At 71.6% G+C, this 18,357-nt stretch carries 18 protein-coding genes and 2 pseudogenes; 7 read left to right on the top strand and 13 right to left on the bottom strand.

What is annotated here, in order from left to right; all coding sequences use genetic code 11:
- Positions 1-30: 30 nt before the first annotated feature.
- Entirely contained in the window at positions 31-870 is an 840-nt protein-coding gene (locus AB0F40_RS08895) for a purine-nucleoside phosphorylase (protein ID WP_357465788.1), read from the bottom strand.
- Positions 871-958: 88 nt separating this feature from the next.
- On the opposite strand from AB0F40_RS08895, the gene AB0F40_RS08890 reads away from it, so the two are divergent.
- Positions 959-2,521: an NAD(P)H-quinone dehydrogenase gene (locus AB0F40_RS08890; RefSeq protein ID WP_357465786.1), complete on the top strand. Its 1,563-nt coding sequence runs from the start codon at positions 959-961 to the stop codon at positions 2,519-2,521.
- A 104-nt stretch (positions 2,522-2,625) separates the two neighbouring features.
- On the opposite strand, the gene AB0F40_RS08885 is transcribed toward AB0F40_RS08890, so the two are convergent.
- From AB0F40_RS08885 to AB0F40_RS08870, 4 genes are all read right to left on the bottom strand, one after another.
- Positions 2,626-3,090: a hypothetical protein gene (locus AB0F40_RS08885; protein ID WP_357465784.1), complete on the bottom strand. Its 465-nt coding sequence runs from the start codon at positions 3,088-3,090 to the stop codon at positions 2,626-2,628.
- 9 nt (positions 3,091-3,099) lie between these two features.
- The gene (locus AB0F40_RS08880) at positions 3,100-3,600 is read right to left on the bottom strand and encodes an NUDIX domain-containing protein (RefSeq protein WP_357465782.1); all 501 of its coding nucleotides are present in this window, start codon (positions 3,598-3,600) and stop codon (positions 3,100-3,102) included.
- A 111-nt stretch (positions 3,601-3,711) separates the two neighbouring features.
- A complete protein-coding gene (locus AB0F40_RS08875; protein WP_357465780.1) occupies positions 3,712-4,182 on the bottom strand; it encodes a hypothetical protein in 471 nt (156 codons plus the stop codon).
- Between the two features lie 130 nt (positions 4,183-4,312).
- Positions 4,313-6,106, bottom strand: a complete 1,794-nt coding sequence (locus AB0F40_RS08870) for a biotin carboxylase N-terminal domain-containing protein (RefSeq protein ID WP_357465822.1) — start codon at positions 6,104-6,106, stop codon at positions 4,313-4,315.
- Positions 6,107-6,584: 478 nt separating this feature from the next.
- Between AB0F40_RS08870 and AB0F40_RS08865 the strand changes: the two genes are divergently transcribed.
- Positions 6,585-7,613 (top strand): type IV toxin-antitoxin system AbiEi family antitoxin domain-containing protein, encoded by a 1,029-nt coding sequence (locus AB0F40_RS08865; RefSeq protein ID WP_357465778.1) that lies wholly within the window; start codon positions 6,585-6,587, stop codon positions 7,611-7,613.
- Between the two features lie 81 nt (positions 7,614-7,694).
- Here AB0F40_RS08865 and AB0F40_RS08860 read toward each other — a convergent pair whose 3' ends face one another.
- From AB0F40_RS08860 to AB0F40_RS08840, 5 genes are all read right to left on the bottom strand, one after another.
- Positions 7,695-8,378, bottom strand: coding sequence for a Maf family protein (locus tag AB0F40_RS08860; protein ID WP_357465776.1), 684 nt, complete (start codon positions 8,376-8,378; stop codon positions 7,695-7,697).
- 156 nt (positions 8,379-8,534) lie between these two features.
- Positions 8,535-10,223, bottom strand: a complete 1,689-nt coding sequence (locus tag AB0F40_RS08855) for a DUF885 domain-containing protein (RefSeq protein WP_357465774.1) — start codon at positions 10,221-10,223, stop codon at positions 8,535-8,537.
- Positions 10,224-10,251: 28 nt separating this feature from the next.
- Positions 10,252-10,491, bottom strand: coding sequence for an acyl-CoA carboxylase epsilon subunit (locus tag AB0F40_RS08850; RefSeq protein ID WP_357465772.1), 240 nt, complete (start codon positions 10,489-10,491; stop codon positions 10,252-10,254).
- On the bottom strand, positions 10,488-11,012 hold the full coding sequence (locus tag AB0F40_RS08845) for a hypothetical protein (protein WP_357465770.1): 525 nt from the start codon (positions 11,010-11,012) through the stop codon (positions 10,488-10,490). The genes AB0F40_RS08850 and AB0F40_RS08845 overlap by 4 nt, the downstream gene beginning before the upstream one ends.
- A gap of 14 nt (positions 11,013-11,026) precedes the next feature.
- Positions 11,027-12,625 (bottom strand): acyl-CoA carboxylase subunit beta, encoded by a 1,599-nt coding sequence (locus AB0F40_RS08840; RefSeq protein WP_357465768.1) that lies wholly within the window; start codon positions 12,623-12,625, stop codon positions 11,027-11,029.
- A 118-nt stretch (positions 12,626-12,743) separates the two neighbouring features.
- Between AB0F40_RS08840 and AB0F40_RS08835 the strand changes: the two genes are divergently transcribed.
- The 3 genes from AB0F40_RS08835 to AB0F40_RS08825 all read left to right on the top strand — a co-directional run bounded on the left by AB0F40_RS08835 (position 12,744) and on the right by AB0F40_RS08825 (position 15,141).
- Positions 12,744-13,580 carry a biotin--[acetyl-CoA-carboxylase] ligase gene (locus AB0F40_RS08835; RefSeq protein ID WP_357465766.1) on the top strand — a complete coding sequence of 279 codons (837 nt, stop codon included), beginning with the start codon at positions 12,744-12,746 and terminating at the stop codon, positions 13,578-13,580.
- A 133-nt stretch (positions 13,581-13,713) separates the two neighbouring features.
- Complete coding sequence (locus tag AB0F40_RS08830) at positions 13,714-14,010, top strand: hypothetical protein (RefSeq protein ID WP_357465764.1); 297 nt, start codon at positions 13,714-13,716, stop codon at positions 14,008-14,010.
- A 63-nt stretch (positions 14,011-14,073) separates the two neighbouring features.
- Positions 14,074-15,141 (top strand): adenylate/guanylate cyclase domain-containing protein, encoded by a 1,068-nt coding sequence (locus AB0F40_RS08825; protein WP_357465762.1) that lies wholly within the window; start codon positions 14,074-14,076, stop codon positions 15,139-15,141.
- 4 nt (positions 15,142-15,145) lie between these two features.
- On the opposite strand, the gene AB0F40_RS08820 is transcribed toward AB0F40_RS08825, so the two are convergent.
- Positions 15,146-15,931, bottom strand: coding sequence for a crotonase/enoyl-CoA hydratase family protein (locus AB0F40_RS08820; protein WP_357465760.1), 786 nt, complete (start codon positions 15,929-15,931; stop codon positions 15,146-15,148).
- Between the two features lie 75 nt (positions 15,932-16,006).
- On the opposite strand from AB0F40_RS08820, the gene AB0F40_RS08815 reads away from it, so the two are divergent.
- Both AB0F40_RS08815 and AB0F40_RS08810 read left to right on the top strand, forming a co-directional pair.
- Positions 16,007-16,678: an HAD family hydrolase gene (locus AB0F40_RS08815; RefSeq protein WP_357465758.1), complete on the top strand. Its 672-nt coding sequence runs from the start codon at positions 16,007-16,009 to the stop codon at positions 16,676-16,678.
- 43 nt (positions 16,679-16,721) lie between these two features.
- A pseudogene (locus AB0F40_RS08810) lies at positions 16,722-16,955 on the top strand (3-phosphoshikimate 1-carboxyvinyltransferase); the annotation flags it as partial.
- Between the two features lie 92 nt (positions 16,956-17,047).
- Here the strand turns inward: AB0F40_RS08810 and AB0F40_RS08805 are convergent.
- Positions 17,048-17,497, bottom strand: a pseudogene (locus AB0F40_RS08805) (DUF1016 N-terminal domain-containing protein); the annotation flags it as partial.
- Between the two features lie 88 nt (positions 17,498-17,585).
- On the bottom strand, positions 17,586-18,344 hold the full coding sequence (locus AB0F40_RS08800; RefSeq protein WP_357465756.1) for an SOS response-associated peptidase: 759 nt from the start codon (positions 18,342-18,344) through the stop codon (positions 17,586-17,588).
- Positions 18,345-18,357: the final 13 nt, after the last annotated feature.

The raw sequence follows: 18,357 nt of genomic DNA, 5'->3' as shown, positions 1-18,357 counted from the left end.
CCGTGGCGGGCAGGTTGGCGGACACAGCCATCAGATCTGCTTGATGACCCGCGCGAGCAGGTCGCTGATCCGAGGGCCGGCTTCCCGGCCCGCCTCGAGCACCTCTGCGTGCGAGAGGGGGTGCGGGCTGATCCCGGCCGCGAGGTTCGTGGCCAGCGAGATGCCGAGGACGTCCATACGGCAGTGCCGGGCGGCGATGGCCTCGAGCGCCGTCGACATGCCCACCAGGTCGGCTCCCATCAGGGAGGCCATCTTGACCTCGGCGGGGGTCTCGTACTGCGGGCCGTGGAACTGCGCGTAGACGCCCTCAGGGAGGTCCGGGTCGACGGTGCGTGCGACGTCGCGCAGGCGTGGCGTGTACACGTCGGTCATGTCGGCGAACTTGGCGCCCTCGAGCGGGGTCTGGCCGGTGAGGTTCAGGTGGTCCTTGATGAGGACGGGCTGGCCGGGCCGCCAGCCGATGTGCACGCTGCCGCAGCCGTTCGTGAGGATCAACGTCTCGCAGCCGGCAGCGGCGGCGGTGCGGATGCCGTGCACCACGCGGCGGGGGCCGAGGCCCTCGTAGAGGTGGGTGCGCGAGCCGAGGACCAGCGCGTGCCGCACGGCGCCGTCGGGGCGCTCGAAGCGGATGGAACGCGTCGTGGCCAGGTGCCCCTTGACCGCGGGTCGCACGAAGCCGGGGATCTCGGCAGTGGGGATCTCCGCGACGACGTCGCCGACCAGCTCGGCCGCACCACCCCATCCGGACCCGAGGACGAGCGCGACGTCGTGCCCCGGCACCCCCGTCTTGGCCGCGATGTATTCGGCGGCGGCGGCAGCGACGTCGAACGGGTCGGTCGTCGGGTCGTCCAGATCTGGCTCCGTACTCATGGTCCGAGGTTAACGCCACTTTCCTCCGGGCACGCGTCCACGAGCGCTCCGGATCCTCGACACTCGCGGACGATGCGAGAATGGGAGCGTGACCCCCCTCGATCCCACAGCTGTCCCGCCCCACGTCGTCGTCGTGGGAGGTGGGCCCGGCGGCTACGAGGCGGCGCTCGTCGCGCGCAGCCACGGTGCGCAGGTCACCGTGGTCGAGCAGCAGGGTCTGGGCGGCGCGGCGGTCCTGACCGACGTCGTCCCGTCGAAGACGCTCATCGCCACCGCCGAGTGGATGACCATCGCCGACCGCGCCCCGGAGCTCGGCATCCGCATGCCGAACGACGTCGTTGACCCGCTGTCCGACGTCGACGTCTCGCTGGCGACCGGTGGCATCCCCGTAGTGTCCGCCTACGCGGCCCCGACCTCGGCCCCGGCGCTGGGCGGCGCAGGCGTGCAGGCGGCGGCGTCCGCTGCCGGTACGGCGGAGGAGAAGCGCAAGCACTTCGTGGACCTGCAGGCCGTCAACAAGCGGGTGCTCGCGCTCGCGCGGGCACAGAGCGCGGACATCCGCGGACGCCTGGAGCGCGAGGGCATCCGGATCGTCGCGGGCAAGGGGCGGCTGGACGGGCCGGCGCACGTGGTGGCCGAGCTGGCCGACGGCACGACCGAGGTGCTGGAGGCGGAGTCGATCCTCCTCGCGCTCGGCGCCACCCCGCGCACCCTGCCCACCGCGGTGCCCGACGGCGAGCGGATCCTCACCTGGACGCAGATGTACAACCTGCGCGAGCTGCCCGAGCGGCTGATCGTGGTCGGGTCCGGCGTCACCGGCGCCGAGTTCGCGGGCGCGTACAACGCGCTCGGCTCGGACGTGGTGCTCGTCTCCAGCCGGGACCGGGTGCTGCCCGGTGAGGACGAGGACGCCGCGGAGCTGCTCGAGGGAGTCTTCCGCTCCCGGGGCATGACCGTGCTGTCCCGCTCGCGTGCGGCGTCGGCCGTGCGGACCGACGACGGCGTCGAGGTGACGCTGTCCGACGGGCGCGTGGTGCACGGCTCGCACGTCCTGGTGGCGGTCGGCGGGGTGCCCGCGACGTCCGGCCTGGGGCTCGAGGAGGCAGGGGTGCAGCTGTCGGAGACGGGCCACATCGTCGTCGACCGGGTCTCACGCACCTCGGTGCGCGGCATCTACGCGTCCGGTGACTGCACCGGTGTGCTCCCGCTCGCGTCCGTGGCCGCCATGCAGGGCCGCATCGCCGTGGCGCACGCCCTCGGTGACGCGGTGCAGCCGCTCGCGCTCCGCACCGTCGCCTCCAACATCTTCACCGCGCCCGAGATCGCTACCGTCGGCTACAGCGAGGAGAAGCTGCGCGCGCAGAGCTCCCGCTACATCACGACGACGCTGCCGCTCGCCCGGAACCCGCGCGCCAAGATGCTCGGGGTCAAGGACGGGTTCGTGAAGCTCTTCGCGCACCCCGAGGCGGGTGTGGTGCTCGGCGGCGTGGTCGTGGCACCGCGCGCGTCCGAGCTGATCTTCCCGATCACGCTCGCGGTCCAGCACCGGCTCACGGTGGAGGACGTCGCCTCCGCGTTCACCATCTACCCGTCACTTTCGGGCTCGATCGCCGAGGGTGCTCGGGTGCTGGATGCTCGCGTGGGGAAGTAATCCCGCCTCGGCGTCAGGCTGTGCGTGTTTGTCGCCTGAGCCTGCGGTTCCGCTCCGAGCGGGTGCCTCGTTCCTCGGCCCCCACCCTGCGCTGCACCTCCGGCTCAGGCGACGGAGGCGTCAAGGACGATCTGGCCGCCCTCGACCTTCGCGTTCGAGACCGTGATGCCTGGAACCTTGGCCTCCAGCAGGCGCTCGACGTCGACGGCGATCCGCGCGTCCGGCTGCACGTCCACGACGCCTGGCGGCAGGCCCTGCTTGGCGACCTCCTGCTCGATGGGTGCTGCGGCGAGGCTGAGCAGCCGGTGGGCGGGCAGGCCCGCGGCGTTCACCTCGACCGTGAGCGTCGCGACGCCGCGCTCGAAGGCGGCCAGCTTCACGTCGGCCCGCACGATCGGCGCGATCTTCACGGCCAGCTTCAGCGGACCAGGCAGGGTCTCCAGGCGGCGCAGGTCCGCGACCACACGGATCACGTCCCCGTCGCCGACGACGGACGTGATGACGGGCGGGGCCTGCTTGGCGATCCGCGCCAGGCCGAGCACCTCTTCGGGAGCGATCCGGATATGCACGAATCGACCCTAACCCAGCATGGTGAGCAGGCGGGGTAGTGCCTCGCCGAACGCAGGCAGGAGAGTCAGCGAACCCAGGTCGCCGAGCCCCGTCCAGCGCACCTCCAGGCTTTCCGGGTCGGCGGCGCGAGGTTCGACGCGGTACCCGGGGACGACGTCGGCCACCACCGTCGTGTAGGTCCATACCGGGTGCTCCAGCACGTACGTGCCCACGACGTGCACGGCGGCCGGGTCGATCGCGGCCTCCTCGGCGGCCTCGCGCAGGGCACCGGCCGCCGGCTTCTCGTCCGGTGCGAGCGCCCCGCCGGGGATGCCCCAGGTGCCGCCCATGTGCGACCACAGGGCGCGGTGCTGGAGCACCAGGTGCGAGGGCGTCCCGTCGAGGTCCCGGCGGACGAGGAGCAGGCCGGCAGCGCCGAACAGCCCCCAGTGCCGGTGATCCCCGCACGTCACCCAGCCGTCGCCGCCGTGCCGGTGCAGGTCGGTCGGGGGCACTGTCGCGTTCGGCACAGCGTCAGTCTGTCAGGTCTTGGCCTGCGATGTCGGCAGGTGGTGACCACAAAGCTGTGTCCCGCCACCGACCGCCGTGGCGAGTCGGAGGCGGGACAGACGGAGGCCCGCTCAGGCGTCCCTGGCGACACCTTCGACGATGACCTTGCCGCCCTCGAAGCGGAAACCCGTCACCTCGGTGAACGTGCCGCGCATCAGGGCCAGCACGTCGAGCGAGACCGTGCCGTCCTTGCGGAGCTGCACGGCGTGCTCGGGCAGACCGCTCTTGCGCGCCATCTTCGCGATGGTCCCGGAAGCGAGCGGGAGCAGCTTGGTGGCGGGCAGGCCGGCGGCGTCGGCGTCGACCTGGAGCACCGCGATGTTCTGCCAGAAGGAGGTGATCCGCGCGGACGCGTGCATGACCGGGACGGCCTTGGCCGCGATCTTGACGGGGAGCGGGGCATAGGTCAGGCGGCGCAGGTCCGCCGTCACGGAGATGACGCCGTCGTCGCAGGTCAGGTCACTGACGAACGACGGAAGGGACTTGCGGGGACGGACGAGGGCGATGGCCTCTTCGGGGCTCAGTACTACGACGTGTGTCACGTCGCAGAACCTAGCGGATCAGCGGCAGCCTTCCGAGACCGTTCCGGCGCTATCTGCGCCTATTGGACCCTTTTCACCCGTGTTGCTCGTGAATTCACCCGCTGGGTAGCGTCCGGATCTGGCCTCGGGCTCAGTCGACGATCTCGCAGAGCGGAGCGCCCGCGGTCACGCCGGCGCCGGGCGCGGCCGTCAGGGATCGCACGGTGCCAGCACGGTGAGCGAGGATCGGCTGCTCCATCTTCATGGCCTCCAGCACGACGACGAGGTCGCCCTCGGCCACCTGCGTGCCGTCCTCGACCGCGACCTTGACGATGGTGCCCTGCATGGGCGAGGCCAGGGTGTTTCCCGCGGAACCGCTCGACGCCTTGGCGCCGGCGGCGCGTCGCGCGGGGCGCCGGGCGGCGTTCGCCGAACGTGCCCGACCCGCGGCGACGCCCAGGCCTGCGGGCAGCACGACCTCGAGCCGGCGTCCCCCCACCTCGACGACCACCCGTTCTGCGGCTACCTCTTCCTCGTCGGCCTCTGGGGCCGGTGCGGGCGCCGCAGGGGCCAGCGTCTTGAGGGTGTCGGCGAACTCCGTCTCGATCCAGCGGGTGTGCACGCGGAAGGCGGAGCCGTCGGCCGGGACGAACGCGTCGGCCTCGAGGACCGCCCGGTGGAACGGGACCACCGTGGGGATGCCCTCGACCACGAGCTCACGCAGCGCGCGCCGGGCCCGCTCGACCGCCTGGGTGCGCGTGGCGCCCGTGACGATGAGCTTGGCGATCATGGAGTCGAACGCCCCGGAGACGGAGTCGCCCGCGACGACGCCCGTGTCGACCCGCACGCCCGGACCGGACGGCCACGCGATCGTGTGCAGGCGGCCCGGCGCGGGGAGGAAGCCCATCGCCGGGTCCTCGCCGTTGATGCGGAACTCGATGGAGTGCCCGCGCACGGCGGGGGAGTGGTACCCGAGCTTCTCGCCCGCCGCGATCCGTAGCTGCTCGCGCACCAGGTCGATGCCCGTGACCTCCTCGGTCACCGGGTGCTCCACCTGGAGCCGCGTGTTCACCTCGAGGAAGGAGATGGTGCCGTCCACCCCGACGAGGAACTCGCACGTACCCGCGCCGACGTAGCCGGCCTCGCGAAGGATCGCCTCCGACGCCGCGTACAGCGACTTCTCCTGCTCCGGCGTGAGGAACGGCGCGGGCGCCTCCTCCACCAGCTTCTGGTGGCGGCGCTGCAGCGAGCAGTCCCGGGTCGAGACGACCACGACGTTGCCGTGGGTGTCCGCGAGGCACTGCGTCTCCACGTGGCGCGGCTTGTCCAGGTAGCGCTCCACGAAGCACTCGCCCCGGCCGAAAGCCGCCACCGCCTCGCGGACCGCCGAGTCGAACATCTCGTCGATCTCCTCGTACGTGCGCGCGACCTTCAGGCCACGGCCGCCGCCACCAAACGCCGCCTTGATGGCGATGGGCAGCCCGTACTGCTCGGCGAAGGCCCTGACCTCGCTGCTGTCCTTGACCGGGTCCGGCGTGCCGGGAACCAGGGGAGCGCCCGCGCGCTGCGCGATGTGGCGCGCGCTGACCTTGTCGCCGAGCGACTCGATGGCCGACGGCGGCGGGCCGATCCAGGTGAGCCCTGCGTCGATCACCGACTGGGCGAACTCCGCGTTCTCGGACAGGAAGCCGTAGCCGGGGTGCACGGCGTCGGCGCCGGAGCGACGGGCGACGTCGAGCAGCTTGGCCGGGTCCAGGTACGTGTCCGCGGCGCGGGCGCCGCCGAGCGCGAAGGCCTCGTCGGCGAGGCGGACGTGCAGCGCCTCGCGGTCCTGGTCGGCGTAGACGGCGACGGAAGTCAGCCCCGCGTCGGCGCATCCACGGGCCACGCGGACGGCGATCTCACCGCGGTTGGCGATGAGCACCTTCGAGATGGTTCGGGGCAGGCTGGAACTGGGCACGGCTCACCGTAACCCGGTGGTACCGGGCCGACGTACCGCCTCCGGACACCCGGCGAAAAGTCTGGAGACCAGACCAACCGCGGCGCGGGCCGTTTGGAGGGTTCAGACATGGCGTCGGGCCCGAAGCGTCGGATGGGCACGATCTGGTTGTGCACATCCGGCAGACCGCCCTAGCTCCCGGCCTTGGTGCCGGTGTCGGTGCCGAACGTAGGAGTGGTCGCTTGATGAGCGACTTATGCAGCGATGAGCCCTACGTTCGTCGGCTTGGAGCGAGGATGCCTACGCTCGGCGCCTAGGAGTCGGGCCGAAAGACCCGAAGCTCTCTAGATCTGCCGTTAGGGCCGACGGCGTGAGTTGGAAGCGAGCGCGACCACAGGTGCTGTGATTGCGCTCCTGTCCACAATGCCACGGCAGCGGCTCCCGGCGACCTCTTCATCGGGGTGGGATCAGCGCCACGAGACCCGTGAGGACTGTGCCGCAGGTGCTGCGTGCGGCTGCGGCCGCGCAGGAAGGCCTGGTGAGCAAGGCGCAGTGCGATGCGGCGGGAGTCAACAAGGACGCCGTGGCATTGCTGATCAGGCAGGGCCGGTGGTGTCGTGTCACCCGGGGCGTCTACGACACCGACCCGGAACTGGCCGAGCGGCGGCCGCGAGACGACTATCACGACCACCTTCGACGTCGGGCAGCCTGGCTGGGCATGCTCGCGGTACCGGACGGGATCGCCACTGGTGCTTGCGCGCTGGCGCTGCTCGGGATCGGTGGACTGCCCGCGGACCTGGTGCCGGAGGCGGCGCGGCCGGGGGGAATGTACGCGGCCGTCGGCGAGGGGATCGTGCTGCGTCGGTACAGGTTCTTCGCGGACCAGCCCTATCGGGGACGTCGTGTGGCGGCCCTGGTTCCGGCATTGGCGCAGGCGCTCCCGACGCTGTCCCGCCATGAGGCGGTGGCAGTGCTCAGCGATGCCCTGCGGGAGGGACGCCTCGACGGACCCGGGCTCCAGCGTGTCCGCGAACAGGTGCGGGGCCGGCGCGGTGCGGCACAGGTGCACTGTCTGCTCGACCTGGGTGAAGGTCGCGACGGGTCTACCGCCGAGACCCACGCGAGGTTGTCCTTCGTCGACCACGGAGTACCGCCGGACGGGCAGCAGGTCACGTTCGTCGCGGGCGGTGTCTTCCTGGCCAGGGTCGATTTCGTCTGGGCTCTGCCCGACGGTCGCTACGTGGTGGTCGAGATCGACGGGCGAGCATTCCATTCCCGGGAAGCAATGCTTGCCGACGACGCGGCGCGCCAGAACGGGCTCGTTGCCACCGACAGGCTGATCGTCCTTAGGTTTCCGGCGGCCAGGGCTCTGGCCGGAAGCGTCCCCAGCGTCGGCGCGGAGATGGCTGAACGACTGACCCGGCTCGGCTGGGTCCCAGGCACCCACCTCGGCCCCACTGTGGCACTCGCCCCCACGCCGCCCAGGCCGGCCAGGCCGGCCAGACGAACGTAGGGGTGGTCGCTCCATGAGCGCTCATGAAGCGACCACCCCTACGTTCGACGGCTGAGAGCGAGTAGGCCTACGTTCGGCCGGTCAGGGCGTGCGGAGGGTGCGCCAGGGGACGTTCAGCTCGGCCAGGAGCTCACGCAGCAGGGGCAGGCTGATCCCCACGACGCCGTGGTGGTCCCCCTCGACGCGCTCGACGTACGGGCCGCCGAGGCCGTCGATGGTGAAAGCTCCCGCAACCTGCAATGGCTCGCCGGTGGCGACGTAGGCGTCGATCTCATCGTCGTCGATGTCGGCGAACCAGACGGTCGTCGAGCTGGTCGATCCGATGGTGCCGCCCGTGCCGCCATCGGCGTCGTCGCGCAGGTCCACCACCCAGTGGCCAGTGTGCAGAACTCCCTTGCCCCCGCGCATCGAGCGCCAGCACTCGCGTGCTGTCTCGGGGTCGGCGGGCTTGCCCACGATTGTGCCGTCGATCTCGAGCATGGAGTCGCAGCCGATGACGATGACATCGGTGGCGGTCGCGGTGTCCCGCCCGCCGGCCTCGTCGTCGTCCCGGATCTCTTCCAGCCGGGACGCTACCTCCTCGGCCTTGGCCTGCGCGAGGACGAGCACGGCGTCGGCGGGATCGAGCTCGCCGAACCGGTCCGCGGCGTCGGCGAGCACCTTGTCCTCGTCGACGCCCGAGACCACGACGTGCGGGTTGAGGCCGGCGGACTTCAGTGTCGCGAGTCGGGCGGGGGACTGTGAGGCGAGAACCAGGCGTGGCACGCGCGCCACGGTACCGAGTAGGCGGCGCTGTGAAACAGAGAAACTACGATCCGCCGGACGTGACCCACGTCACTCCGCCGCCCAGCTCCCGCACGTGTCAGACGCTCAGGTCACCCGAGTTCCCTGAGCGTTGGACACCTGATCCCCCGCCGAAGCTCAGGCCAGCGCCTCGCGGAGGGTGTCCAGACCCACCGAGCCCAGGTTGAGGGCCCGGGCGTGGAACGCCTTGGCGTCGAACTCCTGGCCGGCGGGGACGGCACCCCGCGCGGCGTCCCGGGTCTGCTCCCACAGGCGCTGCCCCACCTTGTACGACGGCGCCTGGCCCGGCCAGCCGAGGTACCGGTTGAACTCGAAGCGGACGAACTGCTCCGGCATGTTCACGTTGGCCAGGAGGAACGGCCAGCCCTTCTCCGCCGTCCAGGTGCCGCCGCCCCACTGCTCCGGAGCCTTGAGACCGAGGTGCACGCCGATGTCGAACACCACGCGAGCCGCGCGGAGGCGCTGCGCGTCGAGCATGCCGAGGCGGTCGCCCGGGTCCTCCAGGTAGCCGAGCTCGGCCATGAGCCGTTCCGCGTACAGGGCCCAGCCCTCGCCGTGGCCGGACACCCAGCAAGCCAGCCGGCGCCAGCTGTTCAGCGTCTCGCGCGCGAACACGGCCTGGCCGCACTGCAGGTGGTGGCCCGGGACGCCCTCGTGGTACACCGTCGTCTTCTCGCGCCAGGTGTTGAACTCGGTGACGCCCTCCGGCACGGCCCACCACATGCGGCCGGGCCGGCCCCAGTCGTCGCTCGGCGGGGTGTAGTAGATGCCGCCCGACTGGGTCGGCGCGATCATGCACTCCAGGTCGAGCACGGGCTCCGGCACGTCGAAGTGGGCGCCGTTCAGCGCGGTGATCGCGGCGTCGGACGTCTCCTGCATCCAGGTCTTGAGGGCCGCCGTGCCGAGGAGCTTGCGCGCGGGGTCGGCGTCGAGCGCCGCGACGGCCTGCTCGACGGTGGCGCCCGGGCCGGCGATCGTCGCGGCCACGGACTCCTGCTCCGCGACGATGCGGGCCAGCTCCTCCACGCCCCACTGGTAGGTCTCGTCGAGGTCCACCTTCGCCCCGAGGAAGTAGCGCGACCACAGGGTGTAGCGCTCGCGTCCGACGGCGTCGGCCTCCGGTGCCTGTGGTGCGAGGTCACGCTCGAGGAAGTCGGCGAGCTTGCCGTACGCGGCCTGCGCCCCCTGCGCCGCCCGCTCCAGGTCGCCGGACAGCGCGTGCCCCGCACCGAGCGTCGCCACCGCGGCCTCGCCCGTGACGAACGACGTGAAGAACGAGTCGGCACCGGCCAGCTCGCGCGCCTGCGTGACGCCCTCACGCACCTGGCGGACGGCGGCGACGTCGCCCTGGGCGGCGGCAGCGGTGAGGGACTCGATGTACCCGTCGACGGCGCCCGGGAGACCCTTCAGCCGGGACGAGATGTTCTCCCAGCCCTCGACCGAGTCGGTCGCCATGATGTCGAAGACGTCGCGCAGCTGTTGCACCGGCGACTCGATGTTGTTCAGGTTGCGCAGGCCCTCGCCGGCCTCGTGCAGCTCGAGATCGAGCCCGATGCGTTCGCGCATCGCGGAGAGCGTGACCCGGTCGACGTCGTCCGCGGGCTCGAGGCCGGCGAGCTTCGCCAGGACGTCGCGCCCGGCCTGGGCGACGGCGTCGTGGCCGGCGGGCGACAGGTCGTCCATCTCGTGGTCGTGGCCGGGCAGGCCCATGGCGGTGGCGGACAGCGGAGCGAGCTCCGTGAGACGGGTGACGTAGTCGTCGGCGACGGCGTCGATCGGTGTTGGTGTGCGTGCTGGGCTGGTCATGCGGCCGAGCCTACGGCGGCCGTCGGCCTCAGGACCGCAGGCTCCAGCGCCACGCGTCCGCGTTGTGCCGCCCCGACCGCCCACCGAAGTTCTTGGCGGTCGCGGCACCGTTCCCGCGCAGCACACGGGCGTGATTGATCCACTCGTCGAGCGGCGCGGCGTCGTCGGGCTCCGGACCCGCCGCTGCGACAGCGGCGAGGCCGGCGACCAGGGCGGCCACCTCGACGTCGTCCGGCTCGCCGCGGACCACGCGGACCTGGGGGCTCATTCGTCGTCCTCCTCGTAGAAGCCGAAGCCGGGGGCGTCGCCGCGCGAGGCCGCCCACTCGGCGATGTCGTACCCGCCCTCGGTGAGGTGCGTCGCCACGGACTCGCCCGCGGCGTCGAGCAGGTCGATCACGCCGTCCAGGGTGGCGTCGCCGCCGCGCGTGGCGACGACGAAGCCCAGGTAGAACGACTCACCACCCTCGGGCAGCTCGGACTCGATGATCTCGTCGACCTCGGACTCGTCCGCCGGCTCCCACACGGACGACGTGAGGTCCGGGTGCATGCCGAGCGAGCCGTGGAGCTTGTCGAACAGCGCGGCGTTCAGGTGCCCCACCGCCGACTCGAGGGCCAGCACGCGCGGGTCCTCGTCCGCCTCGGCGGCGCCGAACTCGGCGCGGACGCCGACAGCCGTCCCCACGTAGTCGTGCAGGGCAGCAGCCAGCGCGTCGACCGCACGGTGCATCGGCTCCGCATCGACGCGGCCCATCGGCGCAGGGCCGTGGGTGGCGTCCTCGTGACTCATGTGGTTCCTCCGGGTCAGAGCGGGATGTTGCCGTGCTTCTTCGGAGGAAGCGTAGATCGCTTGGTGCGCAGAGCGCGAAGCGCACGCACCACTTGAACGCGTGTCTCGGACGGGCGGATGACCGCGTCGACGTACCCGCGCTCCGCGGCGTCCCACGGGTTGACGATCGCGTCCTCGTACTCGGCCGTCAGCCGGGCACGCTCGCCCTCGACGTCGCCGCCCACCTCCTGGACGGCGCGCAGGGCTCCGCGCTGCAGGATGTTCACGGCACCGCTCGCGCCCATGACCGCGATCTGCGCCGTCGGCCAGGCGAGGTTGACGTCCGCGCCGAGCTGCTTGGAGCCCATGACGATGTACGCGCCGCCGTACGCCTTGCGCGTGATGACGGTGATCAGAGGCACCGTGGCCTCGGCGTACGCGTAGATCAGCTTCGCGCCGCGCCGGATGATGCCCTGGTGCTCCTGCCCGACGCCGGGGAGGAAGCCCGGCACGTCGACGAACGTCAGCACGGGGATGTTGAAGGCGTCGCAGGTGCGCACGAACCGAGCGGCCTTCTCGGCGGCGTCGATGTCGAGCGTGCCCGCCATGGACTGCGGCTGGTTGGCGACGATGCCGACCGACTGGCCCTCCACGTGCCCGAACCCGACCAGCACGTTGGTCGCGAACATCGGCTGCACCTCGAGGAACGACTCCGGGTCCAGCACGGCCTCGATGGCCTCGCGCATGTCGTAGGGCTGGTTGTCGCTGTCGGGGATGAGCTCGTCGAGGGCCTCGTCCTCGGCGGTGACCTCCAGCGGCGTATCGGAGTCCGGCGGGAAGGCCGGCGCGTCGGAGAGGTTGTTCTGCGGCAGATAGCTCACCAGGTGGCGCACGTAGTCCAGTGCGTCGTCCTCGTCCTGGCCCATGTAGTGCGCGACGCCCGACTTCGAGTTGTGCGTGCGGGCACCGCCAAGGGTCTCGAAGTCGACGTCCTCGCCCGTCACCGTGCGGATCACGTCCGGGCCGGTGATGAACATGTTGGACGTCTGGTCGGCCATCACGATGAAGTCCGTCAGCGCGGGCGAGTACACCGCACCGCCCGCGCTCGGGCCGAGGATCAGGGAGATCTGCGGGATCACGCCCGACGCCGCGACGTTGCGCCGGAACATCTCTGCGAACTGCGTCAGGGCCGCCACACCCTCCTGGATGCGGGCGCCACCGCCGTCGCTGATGCCGATGAGCGGCACCCCGGTCCGCAGCGCGAGGTCCTGCACCTTGGTGATCTTCTGCCCGTGCACCTCGCCGAGGCTCCCGCCGAACGCCGTGAAGTCCTGCGAGTAGACGCACACCTGGCGACCGTCGATGGTGCCGTAGCCGGTCACCACGCCGTCACCCGCGATCCGCTTCTTCTCCAGCCCGAAGTTGCGGCTGTGGTGCATGGCGAGCGCGTCCAGCTCGGTGAAGCTGCCCTCGTCCAGGAGCGCGTCGACACGCTCCCGCGCGGTCTTCTTGCCCCGCTTGTGCTGCTTCTCCTTGGCCGTCTCCTCCGGGATGTCGATGGCGGCTGCCCGGCGCGCGTCGAGATCGTCGAGCTTGGCGCGCGTGCCGGTGAGGGTCGAGATGGCGTCGTTCACGGTTCGAGCGTAGTTGTCGGATGCCTCCGGTTCGATGCGTGACCGTCCAGCGGGTCGTGCCGCTGCCTTGTGGGTTTCCTCCAAGGGCATGCGCGGCGGCGAGGGGAGAGGATGGAGTGTGCACCAGTCCCTGTACCTCGACAAGCTCATCGTCCCCGGGTTCGGCAGGGTCGAGGTGGTCGAGACCTCTTCCTCCACCAACGCCGAGCTCGTCGCCGCCGTCCGCTCCGACCCGGCCGCCTGGCCCGCGCCGTCGGCCCTGATCGCCGAGCGCCAGACCGCAGGACGGGGACGAGCCGGACGGTCCTGGGAGACGCCGGCGCGCGCGGGCCTCACCGTGTCCGTGCTGCTGCGCCCCCGCGTCCCGGCCGAGGCCCTGGGCTGGCTTCCGCTGCTGGCCGGGCTCGCGGTGGTGCGCACGGTGTCCGACGGCGGTGTCGCCGCCGCCGTGAAGTGGCCCAACGACGTCCTGCTGCCCGCCGTCGACACCGTCGCCGGGCTGGGTCTCTACCGCAAGGTGGCGGGCATCCTGACCGAGGTGGTGCCGGAACCGGCCGCCGCGGACGGCGCGGCGCCGGGAGTGGTGCTCGGGATCGGGCTCAACGTGTCCCAGTCCGCGGCCGAGCTCCCCGTACCGACGGCGACGTCGCTGGCGCTCGCCGGCTACCCCCGCCCCGACCGGACCGACGTGCTGGTCCGGCTGCTGGGCGAGGTGCACGCCGTCCTCCGGCGGTGGGAGCAGGCCGGCGGTGACGCCGCGGCGGCCGGGCTGCTCGACGAGTACACGGCGGTGTCCTCGACGCTCGGAAGCCGCGTGCGCGCCGAGCTCGCCGGGGGCGCGGGCGTCCTGGAGGGGCTGGCGGTCGGCCTGGACGAGACGGGGGCACTGGTGGTGCGTCTGGAGTCGGGTGCGGAACGCACGGTGACCGCAGGCGACGTCTGGCACCTGCGGTGATGCGCGCCGGGTGAACTCCCGCTCCCGGGCGGGTGAACTCGGCGGCAGACTCTGCCGCGAGATGGTTGACCTGCGTTAATCTCCGACGCAAGCGAGGGCGGCGACAGGCAGGCGCGCGACGGCAGGAGACGCCATGGAGGCAGGTCGAACCACGGTAGGGGTGGCCAAGGCCGTCGTGTGCGCGGCCGCCATCATCACGGTCTATCTGATCAGCACCGTCCGGCTGGACCGGGGCGTCGTGCAGACGGACGGGACGCCGACGGCGGGCCTGATCGCGGCCGGGATCGCCTGGCTCCTGGTCGTCTGGGCCCTGCTCTACCGCGACGACGGCGTACGCGGCATGCGGCTCGGGCTGTGGAACGTCGTCACCGTGGCCGGGATGCTGGTCGTGCTCATGGGCATACCGCTCGCGCTGACGTTCTGGGGCTGATCCCGCCGGTCCGTGGAGCAGGTGTATGCGGGTGCATGGGGTCCGCGCGCCTACAGTGGTGACGTGCTCCACAATTCCGAAACCTCCCACAGCCACCACGAAACACCGGGTGCTGACACCGCGGCTCGGCTCGACGAGACGCTGCTGGGCGGCGCCCGTCGTTACACGTTGTCGCAGGTGGTGGAGCTGACGGGGCTCGACAAGCAGTTCGTGACCCGTTACTGGCGCTGGATCGGTCTCCCGGTGACGCACCCGACCGAGACTTGGTTCACCGACGCCGACGTCGCGGCGCTCAAGGACGCGGCCGGCCTGTTCTCCGCCGAACAGATGGACGAGCGCGCCCAGATGACCTTCATCCGGTCCGTCGGCCACACCACGGAACGGCTGGCACTCTGGCAGGTCGAGGCGCTCGTGGAGCACCTCGCGCGGCGCTACAAGCTCGACGAGACCTCGGCCCGCCTGCTCGCCCTCGACCGGCTCCCCGAGATGTCCGAGATGCTCAGCCGCCAGCTCGAGCACGCCTGGCGGCGTCAGCTCGCGGCCCTGACGGGGCGTACGGCCATCGAGTTCGCCGGCTCGCGGGGCGACGACCGCAACGACACCCAGCAGCTTCCGCTGGTGCGGGCGGTCGGGTTCGCGGACATCGTGTCGTTCACCAAGCGCACGGCGGGGCTCGGCTCGGAGGAGCTGGCGGAGTTCGTGCAGCGGTTCGAGGCCGGTGCGCGCGACATCATCACCAACGCGGGCGGTCGCGTCGTGAAGACCATCGGCGACGCGGTCCTGTTCGTGACCGACGACGTCTCCACCGGCGCCGAGGTGGCGCTCGGCCTGGCCGAGACCTCCGGCGCGGCGCTGGGGACCGCCGCGCCGGGCGACCCCGAGATCCCGGTCCGGGTCGGGCTCGTGTGGGGGCGGGTGCTGTCCCGGTTCGGCGACATCTTCGGCCCCACCGTCAACCTGGCCTCGCGCCTCACCGAGCAGTCCGACCCGTCGACCGTCCTGGTCGACAAGGAGACCGCCGCCAAGCTCGCCACGAGCTCGAGCTACGCGCTCACCGCACAGCCGGTCCGGGACATCCCGGGCATCGGGCGGATGGCGCCGGTCCGTCTCCAGCGCGCTTACCGCGGCTGACGTGTCAGCGGCGCTCTCGTAGCGTGCGCATCGCGCCAGGGAGCAGCTTCAGCTGTTCCCGGCGCTCGGCGGCGAACGTGCGCCGGTCGCCCGACGACCAGCGCCGGTCGAACAGGCGCTTCGCGGCAGCGACCGCCTCCGGCCGGCGTTCGGCGATCCGGCCGGCCAGCGTGAACGCCTCCTCCAGCGGGGTGTCGGTGACGGTCCTGGCCAGACCGAGCCGGCCGGCGTCGGCCCCCGTGAACTCCTCGGCGGTGAAGGTGAGGCGCTTCGCCGTCTCGATGCCGACCAGCTGGGTCAGCGCGCGGATCCCTGACATGTCGGGAACCAGGCCGCGCTCGACCTCCTTGACGGACCACCGGGCGTCGGGGGCCGTGAGGCGCAGGTCGGCGGCGAGGGCGATCTGCACGCCCGCACCGAGCACGTGGCCGTGCACCGCGGCGATCACCGGCACCGGCAGACGTCGCCAGGCCCAGCAGGCCTCTTGGAACAGGTTGGTGCCGCGCGGTGTCGGCACGAACGCCCGCGCCACCGCTGCCGGGTGGCGGGCCGCCGCACCGAGGTCGAGCCCCGCGCAGAACGACCGGCCGTTGCCCGAGACGACGACCGCACGCAGCCCGGGTTCGCGTCCTAGGCGGCGCGCGGTCGACCTGAGCTCGCCGAGCATGTCGAGCGACAGCGCGTTGAGCTTGTCGGGCCGGTCGAGGCGGACGTCGGCGATCCCGTCCGAGACGCTGCAGGTGATGCGGCTCCCGGACGTGGCCGTCGACGGCGTGGTGCTGGCGCTCATGGGGCGCAGCCTACGCAGGGCCGGCCCGGCTGGTCGGCGTCCCGCTCGCTCGCGGGTCTATGACACGATGCGAACGTGCTGAAAGTCGTTCTCTTCGATCTCGACGACACACTCGTGGACCAGGAGGGCGCCTCCCGCACGGCGCTCCTGGGCTGGTTGCCCGAGCTGGGTCTGGACCTCGACGACCTGGGTGAGCTGGTCACCGCGTGGGGCACCATCGCGGAGGAGGCCTACGGGCGCTACCAGCGGCGCGAGATCACGTTCGCCGAGCAGCGTCGGATCCGGGTGCGCGAGTTCCTGGGCGCCGACGCCACCGACGACGAGGCCGACGAGCTCTTCACCGGCTACCTGACCCGCTACGAGCGCGCCTGGACCGCGTTCGACGACGCGGCGCCCGCCCTGCGCCGGGTGCGCGACGCCGGTCTCGTCGTCGCTGTGCTCACCAACGGCGACTCCGTCCACCAGCGGCTCAAGCTGGAGCGCACCGGGCTGGCGGAGCACCTCGACGTCGTCGTCGCGTCGAACGACCTGCCGGCGGGCAAGCCCGACCCGCGTGCGTACGCCGCCACGTGCGACATCCTGGGCGTCGCGCCGGGCGACGTCCGGATGGTGGGCAACGACCTGGAGAAGGACTACCAGGGCCCGCTCGACGCCGGGCTGGGCGCGGTGCTGCTGGACCGGCACGACCGGCACCCGGAGATCGCGGACCGGCTCCGGACGCTGGACGAGCTGCTGCCCGCGACGTAGGCCGTTCGCTGGGTGACCGTGCCGCGCCCACGGCTCGGCGGGCGTGTTCACCAGGGACGGCGCCACGACGTCGCGCTTCCTGCCGGTCCTGGCGGCAACCGGTAGCGGCAGCTACGCGTTCGACTCCTCGGCGCAGATGCGGCGCCGTCCGATGGCCCCGCTCACCCAGGCGCTGCGCGAGCTAGGGGCCACCCTGGAGTTCGGCGGCGAGGCCGACCACCACCCCGTGACCGTGCGTGCTGCGGGTCTCGCCGGCGGCGTGGTCCGCCTGGACGCCGGGACGTCCTCACAGTTCCTCACGGCGCTGCTCCTCGCCGGGCCACTGATGCGGGACGGGGCGGAGCCCAGGCGGCTCTTGAGGTCCATCTTGATCTCGAACTCGAGGCTGGCTCGAGACCAGCCGTTCTCGACAGTCTTGGCGGCGTACCATTCCCTGTCCTGGCGAGTCGTCAACTTGTCGAGGAGAACCCGGACGTGTCCCCAAGGAGTTTGTGCCACAGCCTGTGGCACAAATTCGTCAACCATCGGCCAGGTAGACGCGAGTGCCTTCATGTACATGAGGTTGCGGCGGGTCCACCCTCTCTGGTCCGGAAATTCCCGTCGCAGGTCCGCCGATATCTGGTCCACGACCTTGGCGCCCCACCCCTCGTCCTTCTGGCGGTCGAGGATGTCCCGGCCCACCGACCAGTACAGCCGCAGCACCTCGGTGTTGGCCGCACGCACCGCGCGGAACTGCGTCGTGCGGACTCGCTGCTTCAGGTCTGCGATGAACTCCTTGTAGCCCGTAGGCTCCGAGCTGCTGCCGGTCTCAATCGTCATGACCTAAGTGTGTAGAGGAACCGGGGCATCCGCTCGCCAAGTTGCGTATATGCAACGATCCAGCACGGTCAGCGCCTCGTGATGTCCATCAGATCTGCACGGGCTCCAGGTCCCTCGGGTCAGGGTCCGCTGCGATGAGCTCCGGGCCCTCGTTCCGGACCGAGCCCACCGCATCGCCCACCGGACGCACCGTCAGCGGCGCGTTGTCGACCTGCAGCAGGTCCGAGGCGTCGCGGACCGCCGGATCCAGCCACGCGTCCCAGGTCTCCGGCGGCAGGACGAGCGGCATGCGGTCGTGGATGGGAGCCATGCGGTCCGACGCCGGGCGGGTCACCACCGTGGTCGACACCAGCCAGCGGTCGGGGTCGGTCTCGCTCGCCGCCGGGTTGCGCCAGAACTCGTAGAGGCCCGCGAAGGCCGCCACCACACCGGAGTCCGCGGGGTGGATCCAGTAGGGCTGCTTCAGGGTCTTCTTCGAGCCGGCGTCCGGAAGCGCCAGCTTGCGCCACTCGTAGTAGCCGTCGGCGAGCACCAGGCAACGGCGCGCCGCGAACGGCTTGGCGAACGCCGGCTTGTCGAGCAGCGTCTCGGAGCGTGCGTTGATCATGCGGGCGCCCACGCCGGGGTCCTTGGCCCAGGACGGGACGAGCCCCCAGCGGGCCAGCCGCATCGAACGGGTCACGTCGGTGGAGTCACGGGCCGCCCGCTCGACGACGATTCGCACCGGGTCGGTCGGCGCCACGTTCCACGACGGCGGTAGCAGCCGCGCGTCCTCGGCGAGCTCGGCGATGGCGAGCTGGTCGGCGAGGTCCTGGGTCTCCGTGAAGGAGGCGAAGCGTCCGCACATGGGACCAGCATGC

Origin of the sequence: Promicromonospora sp. NPDC023987, from assembly GCF_040639055.1 — a bacterium.
GTDB lineage: Bacteria > Actinomycetota > Actinomycetes > Actinomycetales > Cellulomonadaceae > Promicromonospora.
Note: the sequence above shows the minus strand (reverse complement) of the source record. Positions and strands in the feature narration are given on the sequence as shown.

What these genes read in the sequence shown, in the direction of transcription:
- AB0F40_RS08895 (WP_357465788.1), bottom strand. Translation starts at nt 870, where the DNA reads ATGAGTACGGAGCCAGATCTGGACGACCCGACGACCGACCCGTTCGAC.
- AB0F40_RS08855 (WP_357465774.1), bottom strand. Translation starts at nt 10,223, where the DNA reads ATGACCAGCCCAGCACGCACACCAACACCGATCGACGCCGTCGCCGAC.
- AB0F40_RS08850 (WP_357465772.1), bottom strand. Translation starts at nt 10,491, where the DNA reads ATGAGCCCCCAGGTCCGCGTGGTCCGCGGCGAGCCGGACGACGTCGAG.
- AB0F40_RS08845 (WP_357465770.1), bottom strand. Translation starts at nt 11,012, where the DNA reads ATGAGTCACGAGGACGCCACCCACGGCCCTGCGCCGATGGGCCGCGTC.
- AB0F40_RS08830 (WP_357465764.1), top strand. Translation starts at nt 13,714, where the DNA reads ATGGAGGCAGGTCGAACCACGGTAGGGGTGGCCAAGGCCGTCGTGTGC.
- AB0F40_RS08820 (WP_357465760.1), bottom strand. Translation starts at nt 15,931, where the DNA reads ATGAGCGCCAGCACCACGCCGTCGACGGCCACGTCCGGGAGCCGCATC.
- AB0F40_RS08800 (WP_357465756.1), bottom strand. Translation starts at nt 18,344, where the DNA reads ATGTGCGGACGCTTCGCCTCCTTCACGGAGACCCAGGACCTCGCCGAC.